Raw genomic sequence first — 15655 nt, forward strand, 5'->3', positions numbered from 1 at the left:
TATGAAAAAATACTTACTATTAATATTGGCTTGTTGCCAATACAGCTATGCCAGTGAACTAGTTTACACACCTATCAACCCAAGCTTTGGCGGCAATCCCCTCAATGCGAATATGTTGATGAACAAGGCGCAGGCACAAAATAAACACAAAGCCCATATTGAACCAAAAAGCTATGCAGAAAAAATGCAGGAGTCTCTTGAGAGAGCCTACATCAACAGAATCGTAAGAGAAGTCACCGATCTGGCGTTTGGTGAAAGCTCAGACGAAAATGTGTTTGGACAAGACTCGGTGTTTACCAGTGGTGATTATCAAATTCAATTGCTTACTAGTAATGCTGACAGTATTACTATTCAGATCACACACCTTATTTCTGGCGAGGTTACAACGATAGAAATACCGAGGTTTGGCTAATGAATACACGTAAGCTCACCCTCGCTGGTCTAATTTACCTACTTCTGGCTGGATGTAGCCATATCAGTAAAACCCTGCCTCCAGAGACAACACAAGCGCAAACTCTAGAGCAAACGACAACCTTTTCACAGCTCAAAGCATTACCGAAACCTATGGGAAGTATTCCCGTTTCGGTCTACTCGTTTCGCGACCAAACAGGACAGTACAAACCGATTGCCAATGTCAGCTCGTTCTCAACCGCGGTTACTCAAGGTGCGTCAGCGATTCTGGTGCAAGCCTTGAGCGAAACCGATTGGTTTGTTCCCGTTGAGCGCGAGGGTTTACAAAATATTCTCACGGAGCGAAAAATTATTCGGGCTGCGCAAGAGAGTGATAACAATAGCAGCCAACTTCCTCCTCTCACCACAGCTAAGATTATTCTTGAAGGGGGAATTATAAGTTACGACTCAAACACAAAAACAGGCGGCTTAGGTGCAGAGTATTTTGGCATTGGCGTATCCGAACTGTATCGCGAAGATGTGATTTCAATCTATATGCGTGCTGTTGACGTTCGTACCGGCGTGGTGCTCACTTCCGTCGCCACGACCAAAAAAGTACTGAGCGTAGAAATGCGCGCGGGCTTTTTCAGATATGTAAGCTACAAACGTCTAGCTGAAGCCGAAGGTGGTTATTCGAATAACGAGCCTATGCATATCTGCGTCAAACAAGCCATTGAAAAGGCACTCGTGGACCTTATCAATAGCGGCATAGAAAAAGGCCTCTGGTCGGCCAAAAGCACTACTCAGAATAAGAGCGAGTCAACGCATCCGGGAAAAACTGTCTAGCCCAGTTCAGTAACTCTATGCGGTTTCGCGATTTGGTCTTACGAAATGCGCTGTAGAGGTGTGTTTTCACCGTGTGATCGCTGATATGTAGTTTATTGGCAATTTCTTTATTTTGTGCGCCTTCAGCTATCAACTTAACGATGGTTTTTTCTCTTTTTGTTAAATTGAAAGAACTGTCGTCTTGTTTAATCGTAGGTGCTGGTGTGTTGAAAATCGCATGATCGACCAATAGCTCTGAAAAAGTGCTACTGATAATGCTACGTCTAAACCATAGCTCTCCATCTTTAATCGCTTTGATGCCTTTGAGTTTAATATCTGGTTCGTCCTTAGCATATATCACCCCCTTCACACCTGAAAGCAAAGCGCGACGTTCGTCAACCTGACCTTCGGTGGCATTGAATAGAACCAATGACTTTCGCTTAGCGAGCACCGCCATATCAAACGAAAAGACCTCATCACACGTGAACCCGGTAAGGTCAACAAATACCAGTTGCTCATCAGGCAATGCGACAAATGACTTTTCGCAGCGTACAATGTTGCAAGGCATTTGCAACAGCTTAAGTAAACTTTGGATACACTCTAGACTTTGCTCCTGTGTCCCTTGTAAGGTTCGGGTGACTATCGTCGCTTTACAATTCACTTTGACCATGTTCAATCCTGCTATACCTAGTGACAAGCCTCATTTGTGCCTGTCTTGTTCCCATGAATCTTCAAGCTACACAAAATCCGCTTATATGTAAATATTATGTTTTATAACAAAACTAAAATATTAAATTTAAGTTAAATATAATTCCTATTTTCATGATTTTACGAGATTTCGATAAATTAAAATTCACCTTGAAATTTTAACAACTTCACTATTAAGGTGTCTTACCTGAACTGATTACCACCTATTCTGTGTAAATAAATAATCATTTTGTACTAAAGAAAACTATGTATAGGCCGATTTGATGTATAGTACGAAATCTCTGCTACCGAGCACGCTAAATGGCATGACAAATATATGCGTAGTATTTAAGTTTGAGTGTCAATAAATCTGGTGGGTAGCACTAATTAGAAGTAGGCCAAAGCAGTTATGGGAATTGAGTTTAATGTGGTCGTATTAAATATGATCGTGCTCACAATCGCATATGGGTTAGTCTATCCATATCGCGCAAATACGTTGAAGAAAATATCGATTCAGGACAGTATTGCGGCTTGTGTTTCTCTTAGCGTCGTAGGTTCGGTATTTTATAACACCGACATGCGATTTAGTTTTATCGTGATGGATGTTAATTGGTTTTGGTTCACACTGGTGACGTTTTTACTACTCGAAGTACCATTATTTATTTGGTATGCAAGGCGCTACCACCTCCCCTTTTTAGATCATTAAAAAAATGCCGAGCTGTGCTCGGCATTTTGCTATCAGGCTTACTTTAAGGCCTATGCTTTACAGCCCAAAGGTGTAATAACTCGTGAGCGATAGTCGCCGCCGCGATTGCTGTGAGTTCGCTTTGATCGTATGCAGGAGATACTTCAACCACATCCATACCAATCATGTTTACACCTTGCAAGGCTCGTAAAATTTTCAACACTTTATCCGTGGTTAAACCGCCACACACCGGAGTCCCTGTACCTGGTGCAAAGGCTGGATCTAAACAATCGATATCAAAAGTCAGATAGACCGGTAAATCACCCACTCTTGATTTTATCTGCTCAGCAATTTGCTGCGCGCTCAAATCATTTGCTTGCATGGCATCAATAACATCAAAACCATGATTACTCTGGTTATATTCAGTTCTAATACCAATCTGAATGGAATGCTCTTGACTGATTAAGCCTTCCATCGGCGCGTGATAAAACATAGTGCCATGATCATATCGAGATCCTTGGCTATAAGTATCTGTATGCGCATCAAAATGAACCAGTGCCATTTGACCATAGATTTTATGGTGTGCACGCAAAAGCGGCAGGGTCACAAAATGGTCGCCCCCCAACCCTAGCAAAGTCTTACCTTGAGAAATTATTTGCTGCGCCGCCAACTCCAGCTGCGCAGTAAAATATTCAGGGTCACCAATTGGATATGTAAAATCACCTGCATCAGAGACACTAAGCTTATCCCACAATGAAAATGTCCATGGGTACTTCTTCGACTCCCAAGCCAAATGGACCGATGCTCTTCTAATTGCATCAGGCCCTAACCGTGCGCCTGGTCGGCCAGAGGTCGCCAAATCAAATGGTAATCCTAATACCACCACATCGGTGTCAATCTGGGTCATATCTCGCACCATTGGCTGGCGCAAGAATGTCATACCATTTGAATACAGCGAGTGATCTGTGTGATCGAACAACTGGCTCATATCTTAAACATCTTCCAAATAAGTGTAACCATCTAACCCTTGCTCAAGCTCTGCAAGACACATTGCCTGCTCAGCTTTTGGCAATTTGCTTCTCACCAGTTTTGCATAGTTCGCTTTAAACTGTTCAACATCTAAGTGTACATAGCGCATCATATCCGCTACCGAGTCACCGACATCAACATCACTCAAATGCAGCACCCCATCATTATCTAATGTTGCTATCACACTGTGAGTATCGCCAAACAAGTTATGCATATCACCTAAAATCTCCTGATAGGCGCCAACGAGGAAAAAACCAAGTAAATAAGGTTGATCAGCATGATATTCAGGCACCGGCAAAGTACTTTCAATACCCTGACCATCTACATAGTGCTCAACCGTACCGTCCGAGTCACAGGTAATATCCAGTAGCACCGCACGCTTTTTCGGCTCCGCCGTTAAACCACTCAATGGCAACACAGGAAACACCTGCTCAATTCCCCACGCATCTGGCAGAGACTGAAACAATGAAAAGTTAACAAAGAACTTATCCGCCAGTTTCGCACTCAACTCGTCAATGATTGGGCGATGGAAACGATTCTTATTGTCCATGCGTTGATTAAGTTCATAGCACACTCTTAAGTTAATTTGTTCAGCCCATGCCCGTTGCTCAAGGTTTAACAATCCCATTGCAAATTGGCTATGCACTTCGGCAAGGTCGCCTTGAGTGTCGTGATAAATCTCAATCAAGGCGCGATCATCTCGCTGACCGTTGAGCGCCTGCCATGAACTCCACATGTTGTGCAATAAACGTGGTGCATCATGCTCTGGCGCAACTACAATTTCAGGTTGATAGCTTTCGGTACCGATCACATCTGTGATTAGCACCGCATGATGTGCTGTCAAAGCTCGTCCCGACTCAGAAATGATCCTCGGCATGGGTTGCTGATATTGCTTACACGTATCACCTATGGTGTACACGATATTGTTTGCATATTCCGCCAAGCTATAATTCATCGAGTTATGTGACTGACTGCGCGTGCCATCATAATCAACTGCCAGTCCACCACCTACATCTAAACACTGCAAGTTAGCCCCTAAACGGCGCAACTCACAATAAAAACGCGCAGCTTCACTCACGCCCAACCTTACATCACGTATATTGGCCATTTGCGAGCCAAGATGAAAATGCACTAACTGTAGTGCACTTAACAACTTGGCCTGCGCTAGCTGATCTATCACCGCCAAAACTTGTGACGCTGACAGACCAAACTTAGACTTTTCACCACCGCTTGCTTGCCACTTGCCCTTGCCTTGAGATGCAAGCCTGACTCGCAAACCCAAGCGAGGAGTCACATTCAATGCCTTAGCTTGTTCCATAACAATATCAAGCTCTGAACGCTTTTCTAATACGATGTAAACCTGATGGCCGAGCTTTTCACCCAGCAAAGCTAAACGTACATACTCTTTGTCTTTGTAACCGTTGCATACGATCACAGCCGAAGTCTGTTCGCTCATCGCCAATACTGTAAGTAGTTCAGCCTTACTGCCCGCCTCTAACCCAAGCTGCTTTTTATTGCTGCCCGCTTGACTGGCTATCAAACCTTCAACCACTTCACGTTGTTGGTTTACCTTGATTGGATATACCAACAAATAATCTTCTGGATATTGATAGTCTGAGATAGCCTGATTAAATGCATCACAAATGCTGTGTACGCGTTGACTCAATATTTGAGGAAAACGTACCAATGCAGGCAACGTGTACCCTTGTGATTTGATTTGCTCAGCAATGCTGAGCAAAGTTACTGCATGTTCTGGCTGTGTCAGCTTTGGCATTGCAGTAACCTCTCCCTGATCATTGATACCATAAAAACCTTGGCTCCAATGACGCACGTTATAGCAATCACGCGCGTGTTCAGAAGAGATGTTTTTGGCCATTAAAGTTCCTTAAAAGTCTAAAGTGTTCAGTGTTTATTTTTGCGCATTAGAAATAAATCGTGCCCCTGTGTCTAACAAAATATTTCACTCTTAAAGAGTAATAATTTAACTCGTGCTCAAATTAATTTTGGCATGAAAAAGGCACCTCGCGGTGCCTTGATTTTCATTAACTTTATTTCATAGGAGCATCTAATTTATCTGCTGAAAATCAGAAAGATTGACAGCAAGTAAATTGGAATCTGATTAAATTTCTGCATGGTGCCAAAGGCTATCAACTATTTCACTGAACGAGCTGGCCCGCTTGTGTTGATTCATTGCTTTGCCCGTCATACGGCTCATATCAATGAGATCAAAATAACCGCATATGCGAGCAGGCGCTTGACTCATTACCAGTAGATGTTCATGACCTGACGCTTCCATACTTTTGACAATGTCACCTACTTTAGCTGTACGTAGTGTTAACTCATTGACACTGTTGAGTGAAGCCAAAGGGATCATGACATCAGCAACGCTCAGCTCAGCACGACTAATGCCTTTTTTCGCAGAAATTCTCGGAACATAACTGCTGGATAATCTCGCTTTGGAGATAATACCAAGCATATTGTTTTGCTGATCGACCACGAAACTAATACGCATATGTGTTTGTTGCATGATCAACAAAGCATCTGCCACGCTAGTACTACTGTCTATGCGTTGCGGCGGAACTTGATGAAAGCCATGCATCACAGTCGTGGCAGGGCTATCCATTGAAACGGTAACAGCACTGTCCAAAGTGGTCTCAAAATGGGTCTCGGCACCAATGGTTTGGCTGCCAATTGTTTGGTATGTAGACATAACAACACCTGTTTTTAAATATAAGCTAACGACAAAAAGTTTGTATTAATTATTGTGAAGTGGGCTTACAAAACAGGAGGGGCACGAATACTAAAGTGTTGTGCTGTGTAAGTGTAGAAGTCACTACCCTTACACGCTATGAGACCAGCGCCTACAACATGAAACTCATAATCCAATGTACCAACTATTGGTTCCTGTGGATCATGGTCTATGGGATCTGCGTCGATATAGATAGATTGTTGCTGTTCATAGTGATTTTCAATCTTGGCATAGCTCAACGGTGCATTGATCACTGATAAGAACAACACACACAAACAAGATATGATAAACCACTTACTAAACCGCATTTTATCTCCCGACTATTAGGCGCTAAATTGCAACGCCTAATTTTCAGTGTATGGGCACGCTAAACAATAAGCAAGGCTAAAGTGTGAATTCCGCACCACCTTCTTTGTATCGACTGACCAAAAGCTGCTCGACCCGAACACCTTCAATATCAATTGCCTCAAATTTATAACCATCGCAAATGATGTGATCAGCACGCTTAGGTAAACGCTTTAAGCGATAGATCAAAAAGCCTGCGACCGTTTCATACTGATTTACTTCTGGTACATCTTCCCAGCCCAGCACACGACATAGGTCAACCATCGGCGTTGCGCCATCCACCAGCCAAGACTCACTGTCGCGTTGCACGATTTGTTCTTCGCCATGAAAAGTCACTAAATCTCCCATAAAGCTGCTCATTAAGTCTTTGATGGTCACAATACCGACGATCAAAGCATATTCATTGACCACAACCGCAAACTGCTCACTTGCCGATTTAAAGGCATTCAGTGCTTCGGATAAAGTAAGCGTTTCTGGTAGATAAAATACCTCTTTTTCAATGATCTGCTCATTCAAATGAACAGCTTCACCGCGTAACAGTTGCTTTAAAAGCTGCTTGGTATCAACAAACCCCAGTAGTTTATCGAGATGACCGTCACACACCAAAAATTGGTTATGCGGATTATTGAGAATTTTCTGGTTAATGGTATCGCTATCATCTTCTAAGTCTAAAAATACAATCGATTCTCGGGTTGTCATCGCCATAGGCAATGTTCGGCACTCTAGTTCTAACACATTACCTATCAGTTGATACTCTTGCGCCTGCAAACTACCACTTTTGGCACCAGCATCCATAATAGCGACAATTTCTTCCGTAGTGACTTCATCTTTGCGCTCGGTAGGAAAGCCAAAAATTTTCAACACTAAATTGGTTACACCATTGAAAAACAACACCAAAGGCTTAAATGCCGTGGTAATGGCATTCATCAGCGTCACCACTCTTACTGCGACCGCTTCGGGCATCAACATGGCTATGCGCTTAGGCAACAAGTCGGCAAAGAGAATGAACAATGAGGTGATCGTTAAAAACGATACCGCAAAACTAATCTTGTCAAGCAATGGTCCTTGATACACTAAGCTCACATAATAACTAACAGACTCGGTAAGCGCCTGCTCTCCTAAAATTCCTCCCAAAATGGCAATGGCATTCAAGGCTATCTGAACCATGGCAAAAAACGCCCCAGGATGCGCCTGCAGCTTTAATACTTGTTCAGCACCATGATGTCCTTCGTCCATCATAATCTTGAGCTTTATTTTGCGCGCGGCTGCAATCGCTATCTCAGACATAGCAAACAACGCACTGATCAGGATCAAGCACACAATACCCAGCAATTCGCTCACTTATTTTCTCCACTAGAATAGGCTATCGCTTTAAGAATCAGTCAAAAAGCGAGCAATTGTAGCCTAACCGAGATGCTAAGCAACAAATATAAACACTTCAAAATCAATGTGTTGAAATATATTTTTTTAGATGGCTAGGTTATGCAATAGTTTGTTACGCATTTTCGTTTATTCATCCACCTGCGCGGGCTTATACTATGGGGAAATTTAACCATGTTATTTGAGGTATGTTGTGCAGTTGACTCAAGGTATAGAGTACTTCCTCTCAGGCTTTTCTCTTATTACGCAAAAAGGGTTGAAGCGTTTTGTTTTTATTCCTTTGTTGATCAACGTATTACTGTTCGGGAGTTCATTATTCTTTTTATACGATTGGCTAACACAAGGGTTTGACTACCTAAATAATCTTTTACCAAGCTGGTTAAGTTGGCTTGAATGGCTAATGTGGCCCATTGCCATTATGGTGATTTTGTTTAGCTATAGTATGGTCTTTACGGTGATCACCAATTTTATCGCTGCGCCATTCAATGGCTTGCTCAGCGAAAAAGTAGAAATGTACTTAACTGGGCAAAAAATTAATGACGATGGACTGGCTGACTTACTCAAAGATGTACCACGTATGCTCGGTAGGGAGTGGACCAAATTGTGTTACTACCTGCCCCGTGCAATTGGCTTTTTTATTTTACTTTGGGTTTTACCACTGGTTGGACAAATACTCTGGGTGATGTTCACCTGTTGGATGTACAACGTACAATACAACGATTACCCATTCGATAATCATAAAATTCATTTTAAACAAATGAAAGCAGACCTAAAAACCAAGCAAGGCTTGTCTTATGGGTTCGGTTTTGCGGTGTTTATACTCACTTCTATCCCTGTGGTTAACCTGATTGTGATGCCGGTTGCAGTCTGTGGTGCAACGCGTCTATGGGTTGAAAATTACCGCCAAAACTACCGCTGAGATTACACTTCAACCTAGGCAATAGAGTTATGATTCTAAAATGACTCTATTGCTATATTTGTCATAGAGTTATCATTCTATTGTCATGTTTATAACTTAGCATTTGTTCTCTATTTATAAACAAGATGATGTACTCAAATGAAGTTCAAGCTATTACTTTCTCTCAGTGCTGCCATTGCGTTAAGCGGCTGCGACGACACAGAAGTCAAAGAAGTGACCAAAGAAGTGGTCGTAGAAAAGCCCGTTACCGTTATTGAAAAGGTAGAAGTGCCGGTGATCGTTGAAGTGCCAAAAGGGGCCGCAAACGATGTACAACTTGGTACCCGTGCACAATTTCTAGTAAATCAACTGGAAGATGGCGAGTTAAAAACCAAACTTCAGGCGTGTCAAGATGGGCCTTTTTACAAAACTGACTTTTCAATCGGTCACCGTGGTGCACCAATGCAATACCCTGAACACACCAAAGAGTCTTATGTTGCAGCTGCGAGAATGGGCGCAGGCATCTTAGAGTGTGACGTCACCTTTACCAAAGACAAAGAGCTAGTATGTCGTCACTCACAATGTGACTTACATACCACCACTAACATTTTAGCCATTCCTGAACTTGCGGCTAAGTGCTCGCAGCCATTTACGCCGGCCGATGAATCCACGGGGGCACCTGCTAGTGCGCAGTGTTGTACTTCTGACATCACCCTTGCTGAGTTTAGACAGCTCAAAGGTAAAATGGATGGTGCTAACCCAAATGCGAAAACCGTTGCAGAATACCTACAAGGCACCGCAAACTGGCGCACGGACTTATACGCCAGCCAAGGTACACTGTTAACGCACAAAGAAAGTATCGAGTTATTCAAATCACTCAACGTCAAAATGACACCAGAGCTAAAATCAGCCAACGTTCCTATGCCTTATGAAGGAATGACACAAGCGATGTACGCACAAAAAATGATTGATGAGTACAAAGCGCTTGATGTGGCTCCAGAGGATGTTTTTGCACAATCATTCAACCTAGAAGACGTTAAATACTGGATAAGTAACGAAGCACAATTTGGCGCGCAGGCGGTCTATCTCGACGACAGATACGATATCGCTGGCTTTAACCCAAACAACCCTGATACTTGGCAACCCACCATGGCGGAGCTTAAAAACGAAGGTGTGCAAATCATCGCGCCACCACTTTGGATGCTGGTAACACTCGACAACGACAGTAATATCGTCCCGTCTGAGTATGCCAAAGCAGCAAAAGCCGCGGGTCTAGATATCATCACTTGGACTTTAGAGCGTTCAGGTCCGCTTGCAGCAGGCGGCGGTTGGTATTATCAATCCATCAGTGATGCAGTTACCAACGACTCTGATGCGTTGGTACTACTCGACGTATTGGCCACACAAGTTGGTGTCATCGGCGTATTTAGCGACTGGCCCGCTACCACCAGCTTCTACGCTAGCTGCATGAACATGACTCCAAGCATTTAATAACAGTTACCATTAAGTAGTGTTTAGCCCCTCCTGCGAGGGGCTTTTTTATAATGACAAACCCCTTAAGTAAAGCTACCCGTACTAGTCGGTCACTGACCAATATTTACCTAAGTACCTAAATGTTTATAATGTGCCTATCGCTGATAATAAGAACAAACACATGCTGGTAGAATTTAACAAGTTTCGCTTTGATACCAAAAATGGGTTATTAACCCATGAAGGTAAGCCCATCTACCTCAAACCCAAGCAGCAAGCGCTCTTGAGCTTCTTTATTGAAAATGCAGGAACAACACTGAGCAAAGAGCAGATCTTAGAGACGGTATGGCAAGAGCGAGTTGTTTCAGAGCAGGTAGTATTTCAAACGATTAGTCAGTTACGGGCAATTATTGGTGAACGCGCGATTCAGACCTACTCCAAAAGGGGTTACAAATGGAATGTGCCAATACAAGAAGCCACCATACAAGCCCCACCTAATTCTGTTTCAGTAGCCCAAGAGATGCAACGTAAACGAAGCGCCCTTATCGTTCTCTCGCTCATCATCTTAGCACTTGGTTTTTGGCTAAAAACAACCCTCAGCCCTAGGCCCACAACTATCCATATTTTACCATTTAATGGCATTGAAAACATAAACTTGACAAGCTCAATGAGCTTATTTGAGCTTGCACCTTTGGCACAGCTTCCTCCCTTTGCTGGTGATTATTTGACGATGCCGAAACTGATATGGCAATCCCAGTTTGAGGATGACGCACACTGGTTGTTGGGCGGCCGTGTTTACACTCTGACCGATGGCGTTATCTTTGAGTTTCGTTTGCAGGGTAAAACTAAACATTGGCATGACTATATTTTTAGCAACGACCTAAAGCAATTAGGGCAATTGATCGAGCACAAAGTAAATAAGTTACACCAACTTGGGCTATTCGACACCGACCAGACACTTACACATTGGATCGATCTATTGCGTGAACGCAGTGCATATACATCTCAACCAAGTGTTGACTTGTTTTTGGCCAAGCACTTTAATGCATTAGGGCACACAGACACGGCACTGGCATATCTAACAAGCATCCTTAGATTGCCCAACACAACTGAAAACATGCCCATCAAGCTACAAGCAAACTTGCAAAAGGCACTTATTCATAAACACAGTGGCCAATACGAAGCCGCGCTTGAAACGCTAAACACCTTTGATACCCATAAGCTCTCGCAAATTTGGCCCCTTAAATTCGAACTCATTAAAGCACGCGCATTTTTAGCCTATGCCATGCGTAACCCTGAACAAGTCAGCGCACAACTGCAGTATGGTGCGGAACTTGCCAAACACAACATTGATGCAATAGGCCGTTTTCAGCTGCACATATTAGATTCGATTCTATCCGCCAAACTGGGTTTGAATGAACGCAAGTATATACAGTTAAATGAGGCTCAGCAGCTCATTGCTGAGCAACAGCTTCATCCTGCTAATTTGGCTTTTGTCTATTTACACTACGTTTTGTTTAGTAAAGACGATGACAGCATCATCAAGTACCTTGAGAAGATCATTAAGTTGCCACGGACTCAACATAACTTTTGGGTAATCGATGATTCTTTTGAACGACTATTTAACCAATACCTTAAAGCGGATAACCTAACCGCAGCAAGCGCTTTGTTAGCGCACAACAACGCCGAAACAGTTAACCACAGCCTGCTTCAAGCCAAGCTCTTGCTTGCACAAAATCAAACCCAGCAAGCTATTGCCCTGTTAGAGCAGAGTTATCAGCAATCTCAACGCGAGCTTGATAAAAATGGTAGTATCAATGCTGCGCGTGCGCTCTATCGATATCTAGGCACACAAGATAATAAGCGCCAGCTCTATCATGACTTCTTGCTACGAAATGGAGAACAAAAATGGTTAGAACGCCAACTTAATGAGCCGATGTAGTCAGCATATTTAACCCTACATAAACGCATCAACAAATTCGTTAGCAGCTATATGCTTTTACAAGCCTTAAGCCAAGCAGCGCTTTGCGTACTCAACTTAAGGTATTCCCTTGTCAGCTATCTATTTAAATTCTAACCAGTCCAATTCAAACCAAGACGATTCGTCTAGACGAACTTCCAACGGTGCATTACCAGCAACAAGCACGGCCGAGGCTGTATACGTTGCAAACTTATCACTTTTAGGAATGTCATAGCGACCCACTAAATGGTTTCCTTGCCACAGCTCAAAACGCGTGTCTTGTTCTGCTTGTGCTCTAAAAGAAAGCATTGCTGTTTTACTCTGCTTGACTGAAAAACCCAACTGAACCCACGCTGGCTTGTGTGGCTTAATGCCTGTAGGAAAGTGGTCAGGGTTAGCGCTAAACCCAGCTACGGTTGCACTATCACGCTTACCCAACCAATAATACTGACCATCAAAAAAGTGCTCTGTCTCTATACGCTCATCGTCTTTAAATATTTTAGCCGTGCCATAACTGACTATTTGACTGCCAAGCCCTTCACCTTGCTTGTTGTAAGAGAATACTTGATAACGAACATACGCTCCGTCAGGGGCTGAGCTATCAATATATTGTGGTGACTTTAGGTTATCTGAGAGTAAAGTAAAACCCGTCGCATGACCATTCGCAGAGTCACTCATTGCGCGATATACCGCGTACTTAACAGCTTCCCCTTTTACCTCTAACCAACTAATTTTATAGCTTTTATTTTCACCTGATTGCACCATAATACCGGTTGGAGTTGCGGGGATTTTTTGCAGTTGTAAGTGGTGTTGCCGCTGCGCAAGCTGCGCTTCTTTTAGTTGACGTGCAAACCTCGTAGTTGCCTCAGAGGCACGACCGGGGTCGTCGGTTTCCAGTACTAAGCGAATACCTTCAAGGCTACCTTGAAAGTCTTTATCAATCCAATCCAGTACATTTACTCCTCTTGGCTGCCAGTGCCACGCTTCACCCGCCACGATATATTGCTGACACACTTGCTGCTTTGAATCACTATATTCATGACAACTGCGGGTAAACTCTCTAACATTGCCCATCATGTCATACAGGCCAAATTGATTGGGCCGATACATTCCCACAACAGTATGGTAAACAGCCCCATCATTACAGTTGACGCTGCGCTTGTAACGCACTTGATGGTGCTTTTTAAACCCTGCGATATTGGCGATATCTTCGGTGTTTTCATACTTACAAACTTCCTGTTGTTTGAGGTCATCAGCAAATGCCATACGCCCTGTTTTACCTGCCATCGCAGCATAGCGCCATTGCGATATAGTGGGCAACTTATACGATTTACCCGTTTTTTCTGCGAGCCAGTTAGCGTAATCCAGCGCGCCACGAATGCCTGTACAGACAACTGGTCGATATGGGTTGGCAATGTACTCAGGCAAGTCCCAGGACCCAGGGTTGTCAGGGTCGGGCCAGCGCTTATCCGTAAAAGCCATACAGTTTTTTGGCACTTGATAGCCAGTATCTTTAACAAACTGGCTAAACTGCGCCACGGTGACTTCATACTTACTCATATAAAAGTCATTGTCTTTGGAGTTCTCACTCGTGGAAATACGCTGCAATATTGGCTCAATCACATCGTCTGAGACCATCGCTTTGGCACTCGATATGCCAATACTTGAGGTAATGATTAACGCTAAAGGAAAGTGGTTCATAAATACTCCTGTGTAAATTCCAAAAACACAGTAAGCAATCAAAGGAGGGGAATCTTATTAAACTTTTATTTTCTGAAAAGATTATTTCTTAAGCTTATTATTCATATGGTTATAAAAAACTCTATTTTTCTAACTGGTCAAAAAAGTTATTTCACTAACATGGGGATTGTTAATGGTAACTACCAGTTTTTGGATCTCATCAAGCACAACCAAACTGGTTTTCTCACCTTGGTTTAGTTGTATGCACTCTTGACGCGCCTCATTGCGCTTAGTGTCTAGCGCGATGCCCGTTACTACCTCGCCAGTTTTTAACGTGAGCCTTATGGGATATTGATACATACAAACAATCTCTATGTAATCATGTTCGTCGCAACTTAGCACCAGATTGCTCCCGTAAATATTACCAAGACCCCAATAAGGTAATAATGGGGTCTTGTAAAGTATTTAACTGTATAGCTTCTGTGGTACGCGATTCACCTTGATATGAACCGTTACCTCTTCCCTATCATGGTACAGATGCTTTGCCTGTAACTCATAGTCCACTTCATATTTAGGCAATTCTTCATGAATTAAAGTCAGACATTCATAAACGCTATCGAAGCGTTTTTTCATCGGTAACTTAAGGTTAAATATCAATTCTTTAGCGAAAGCGTTAACTATCCAGTCCAACATTAAGTTAGTCACCTTCAATGGCTTTTCAACCATATCGCATACTAACCAATTGATATTGCGCTTCTCTGGCAAGTATTTAAAGCCATCTTCGGTGAAGTGCTTCACTTGCCCTGATTCCATCAGGGATTCGTTCATTGGGCCATTGTCGATGGCGGCAACAAACATGCCTCGGCGCACTAGCTGATAAGTCCAACCGCCAGGGCATGCGCCTAAATCCACGGCCCGCATACCAGGCTGCACGCGCTGCTCCACCTCATCTTTAGGAACGAAAACATTAAACGCTTCATCCAATTTTAAGGTAGAACGACTCGGTGCATCACTGGGCATTTTTAGGCGCGGGATCCCCATAAAAAATGGTGAGTTGTTGTGACTGAATGAATACCCCACATAAGCCGTGTCATTAGCTAAAAACAACACGTGTAAGACGGGCTTAGACGGCTTGTGCTCCCGTGTCAGCTTGTTAAATTTCTCTAAGCTTTTTGCCAATGGCGTCGAGAACTTTTTACAAAATTTCGACAGCTCTTTACCCTCATTGGTATCCGGTGTTTCAACACGCAAATCACCACATAAAGGAAAGTCACTCACCGCGGCTTTTACCTCGCTGACTCTGTCTTCAATTGGCATATTGCTCAGCAACACACCCGCAAACCACTGACGTGCAAACACCAGGCTTTTAAAATCTACCTTTTTGATAAGTTCCTGAGCATCATTTGGTGCAAAGCATTCAAAAGTCACAAAGCCCGTGTTTGGCTTTGCTTTTACATAACCACCAACGCCCTGCAAAGCAGCGTGGTGGTTAATTTCAGCAGCGGCGTCGTTTTCAAATCCGCTGCGACAATAAATTACAACACTCGACATGGGTGC

General features: G+C 43.2%; 15 protein-coding genes. 6 read left to right on the plus strand and 9 right to left on the minus strand.

The window, feature by feature from the left end; all coding sequences use genetic code 11:
• The first annotated feature begins 1 nt into the window (after position 1).
• Together BET10_RS18730 and BET10_RS18735 are read left to right on the plus strand one after the other, a co-directional pair.
• A complete protein-coding gene (locus BET10_RS18730; RefSeq protein ID WP_070987259.1) occupies positions 2-412 on the plus strand; it encodes a curli assembly protein CsgF in 411 nt (136 codons plus the stop codon).
• On the plus strand, positions 412-1236 hold the full coding sequence (locus BET10_RS18735) for a CsgG/HfaB family protein (protein ID WP_070987261.1): 825 nt from the start codon (positions 412-414) through the stop codon (positions 1234-1236). Before BET10_RS18730 ends, BET10_RS18735 begins: the two co-directional genes overlap by 1 nt.
• On the opposite strand, the gene BET10_RS18740 is transcribed toward BET10_RS18735, so the two are convergent.
• Positions 1190-1885 carry a helix-turn-helix transcriptional regulator gene (locus BET10_RS18740; RefSeq protein WP_070987263.1) on the minus strand — a complete coding sequence of 232 codons (696 nt, stop codon included), beginning with the start codon at positions 1883-1885 and terminating at the stop codon, positions 1190-1192. The genes BET10_RS18735 and BET10_RS18740 overlap by 47 nt on opposite strands.
• A 426-nt stretch (positions 1886-2311) precedes the next feature.
• Between BET10_RS18740 and BET10_RS18745 the strand changes: the two genes are divergently transcribed.
• Complete coding sequence (locus tag BET10_RS18745; protein ID WP_070987265.1) at positions 2312-2608, plus strand: hypothetical protein; 297 nt, start codon at positions 2312-2314, stop codon at positions 2606-2608.
• Between the two features lie 43 nt (positions 2609-2651).
• Here BET10_RS18745 and speB read toward each other — a convergent pair whose 3' ends face one another.
• The 5 genes from speB to paeA all read right to left on the minus strand — a co-directional run bounded on the left by speB (position 2652) and on the right by paeA (position 8051).
• On the minus strand, positions 2652-3575 hold the full coding sequence (gene speB, locus BET10_RS18750) for an agmatinase (RefSeq protein ID WP_070987267.1): 924 nt from the start codon (positions 3573-3575) through the stop codon (positions 2652-2654).
• Positions 3576-3578: 3 nt separating this feature from the next.
• Entirely contained in the window at positions 3579-5492 is a 1914-nt protein-coding gene (gene speA / locus BET10_RS18755) for a biosynthetic arginine decarboxylase (RefSeq protein WP_070987269.1), read from the minus strand.
• Between the two features lie 243 nt (positions 5493-5735).
• Positions 5736-6326, minus strand: a complete 591-nt coding sequence (locus tag BET10_RS18760; RefSeq protein WP_070987272.1) for a CBS domain-containing protein — start codon at positions 6324-6326, stop codon at positions 5736-5738.
• A gap of 65 nt (positions 6327-6391) precedes the next feature.
• Positions 6392-6673, minus strand: coding sequence for a hypothetical protein (locus tag BET10_RS18765; RefSeq protein ID WP_070987274.1), 282 nt, complete (start codon positions 6671-6673; stop codon positions 6392-6394).
• Between the two features lie 76 nt (positions 6674-6749).
• Entirely contained in the window at positions 6750-8051 is a 1302-nt protein-coding gene (gene paeA / locus BET10_RS18770) for a polyamine export protein PaeA (RefSeq protein WP_070987276.1), read from the minus strand.
• 232 nt (positions 8052-8283) lie between these two features.
• Between paeA and cysZ the strand changes: the two genes are divergently transcribed.
• The 3 genes from cysZ (at position 8284) to BET10_RS18785 (ending at position 12400) form a co-directional block, all read left to right on the plus strand.
• Positions 8284-9009 (plus strand): sulfate transporter CysZ, encoded by a 726-nt coding sequence (cysZ, locus tag BET10_RS18775; protein WP_070987278.1) that lies wholly within the window; start codon positions 8284-8286, stop codon positions 9007-9009.
• A gap of 138 nt (positions 9010-9147) precedes the next feature.
• Positions 9148-10479 (plus strand): glycerophosphodiester phosphodiesterase family protein, encoded by a 1332-nt coding sequence (locus BET10_RS18780; RefSeq protein WP_070987281.1) that lies wholly within the window; start codon positions 9148-9150, stop codon positions 10477-10479.
• 163 nt (positions 10480-10642) lie between these two features.
• A complete protein-coding gene (locus BET10_RS18785; protein ID WP_070987283.1) occupies positions 10643-12400 on the plus strand; it encodes a winged helix-turn-helix domain-containing protein in 1758 nt (585 codons plus the stop codon).
• Positions 12401-12520: 120 nt separating this feature from the next.
• On the opposite strand, the gene BET10_RS18790 is transcribed toward BET10_RS18785, so the two are convergent.
• The 3 genes from BET10_RS18790 to rlmM form a co-directional block, all read right to left on the minus strand.
• Complete coding sequence (locus BET10_RS18790; protein ID WP_070987286.1) at positions 12521-14119, minus strand: formylglycine-generating enzyme family protein; 1599 nt, start codon at positions 14117-14119, stop codon at positions 12521-12523.
• 129 nt (positions 14120-14248) lie between these two features.
• A complete protein-coding gene (locus tag BET10_RS18795) occupies positions 14249-14500 on the minus strand; it encodes a Rho-binding antiterminator (RefSeq protein WP_083330612.1) in 252 nt (83 codons plus the stop codon).
• A gap of 63 nt (positions 14501-14563) precedes the next feature.
• Positions 14564-15649: a 23S rRNA (cytidine(2498)-2'-O)-methyltransferase RlmM gene (gene rlmM / locus BET10_RS18800; protein WP_070987290.1), complete on the minus strand. Its 1086-nt coding sequence runs from the start codon at positions 15647-15649 to the stop codon at positions 14564-14566.
• Positions 15650-15655 lie beyond the last annotated feature (6 nt).

Source organism: Pseudoalteromonas amylolytica, assembly GCF_001854605.1.
Lineage (GTDB): Bacteria > Pseudomonadota > Gammaproteobacteria > Enterobacterales > Alteromonadaceae > Pseudoalteromonas > Pseudoalteromonas amylolytica.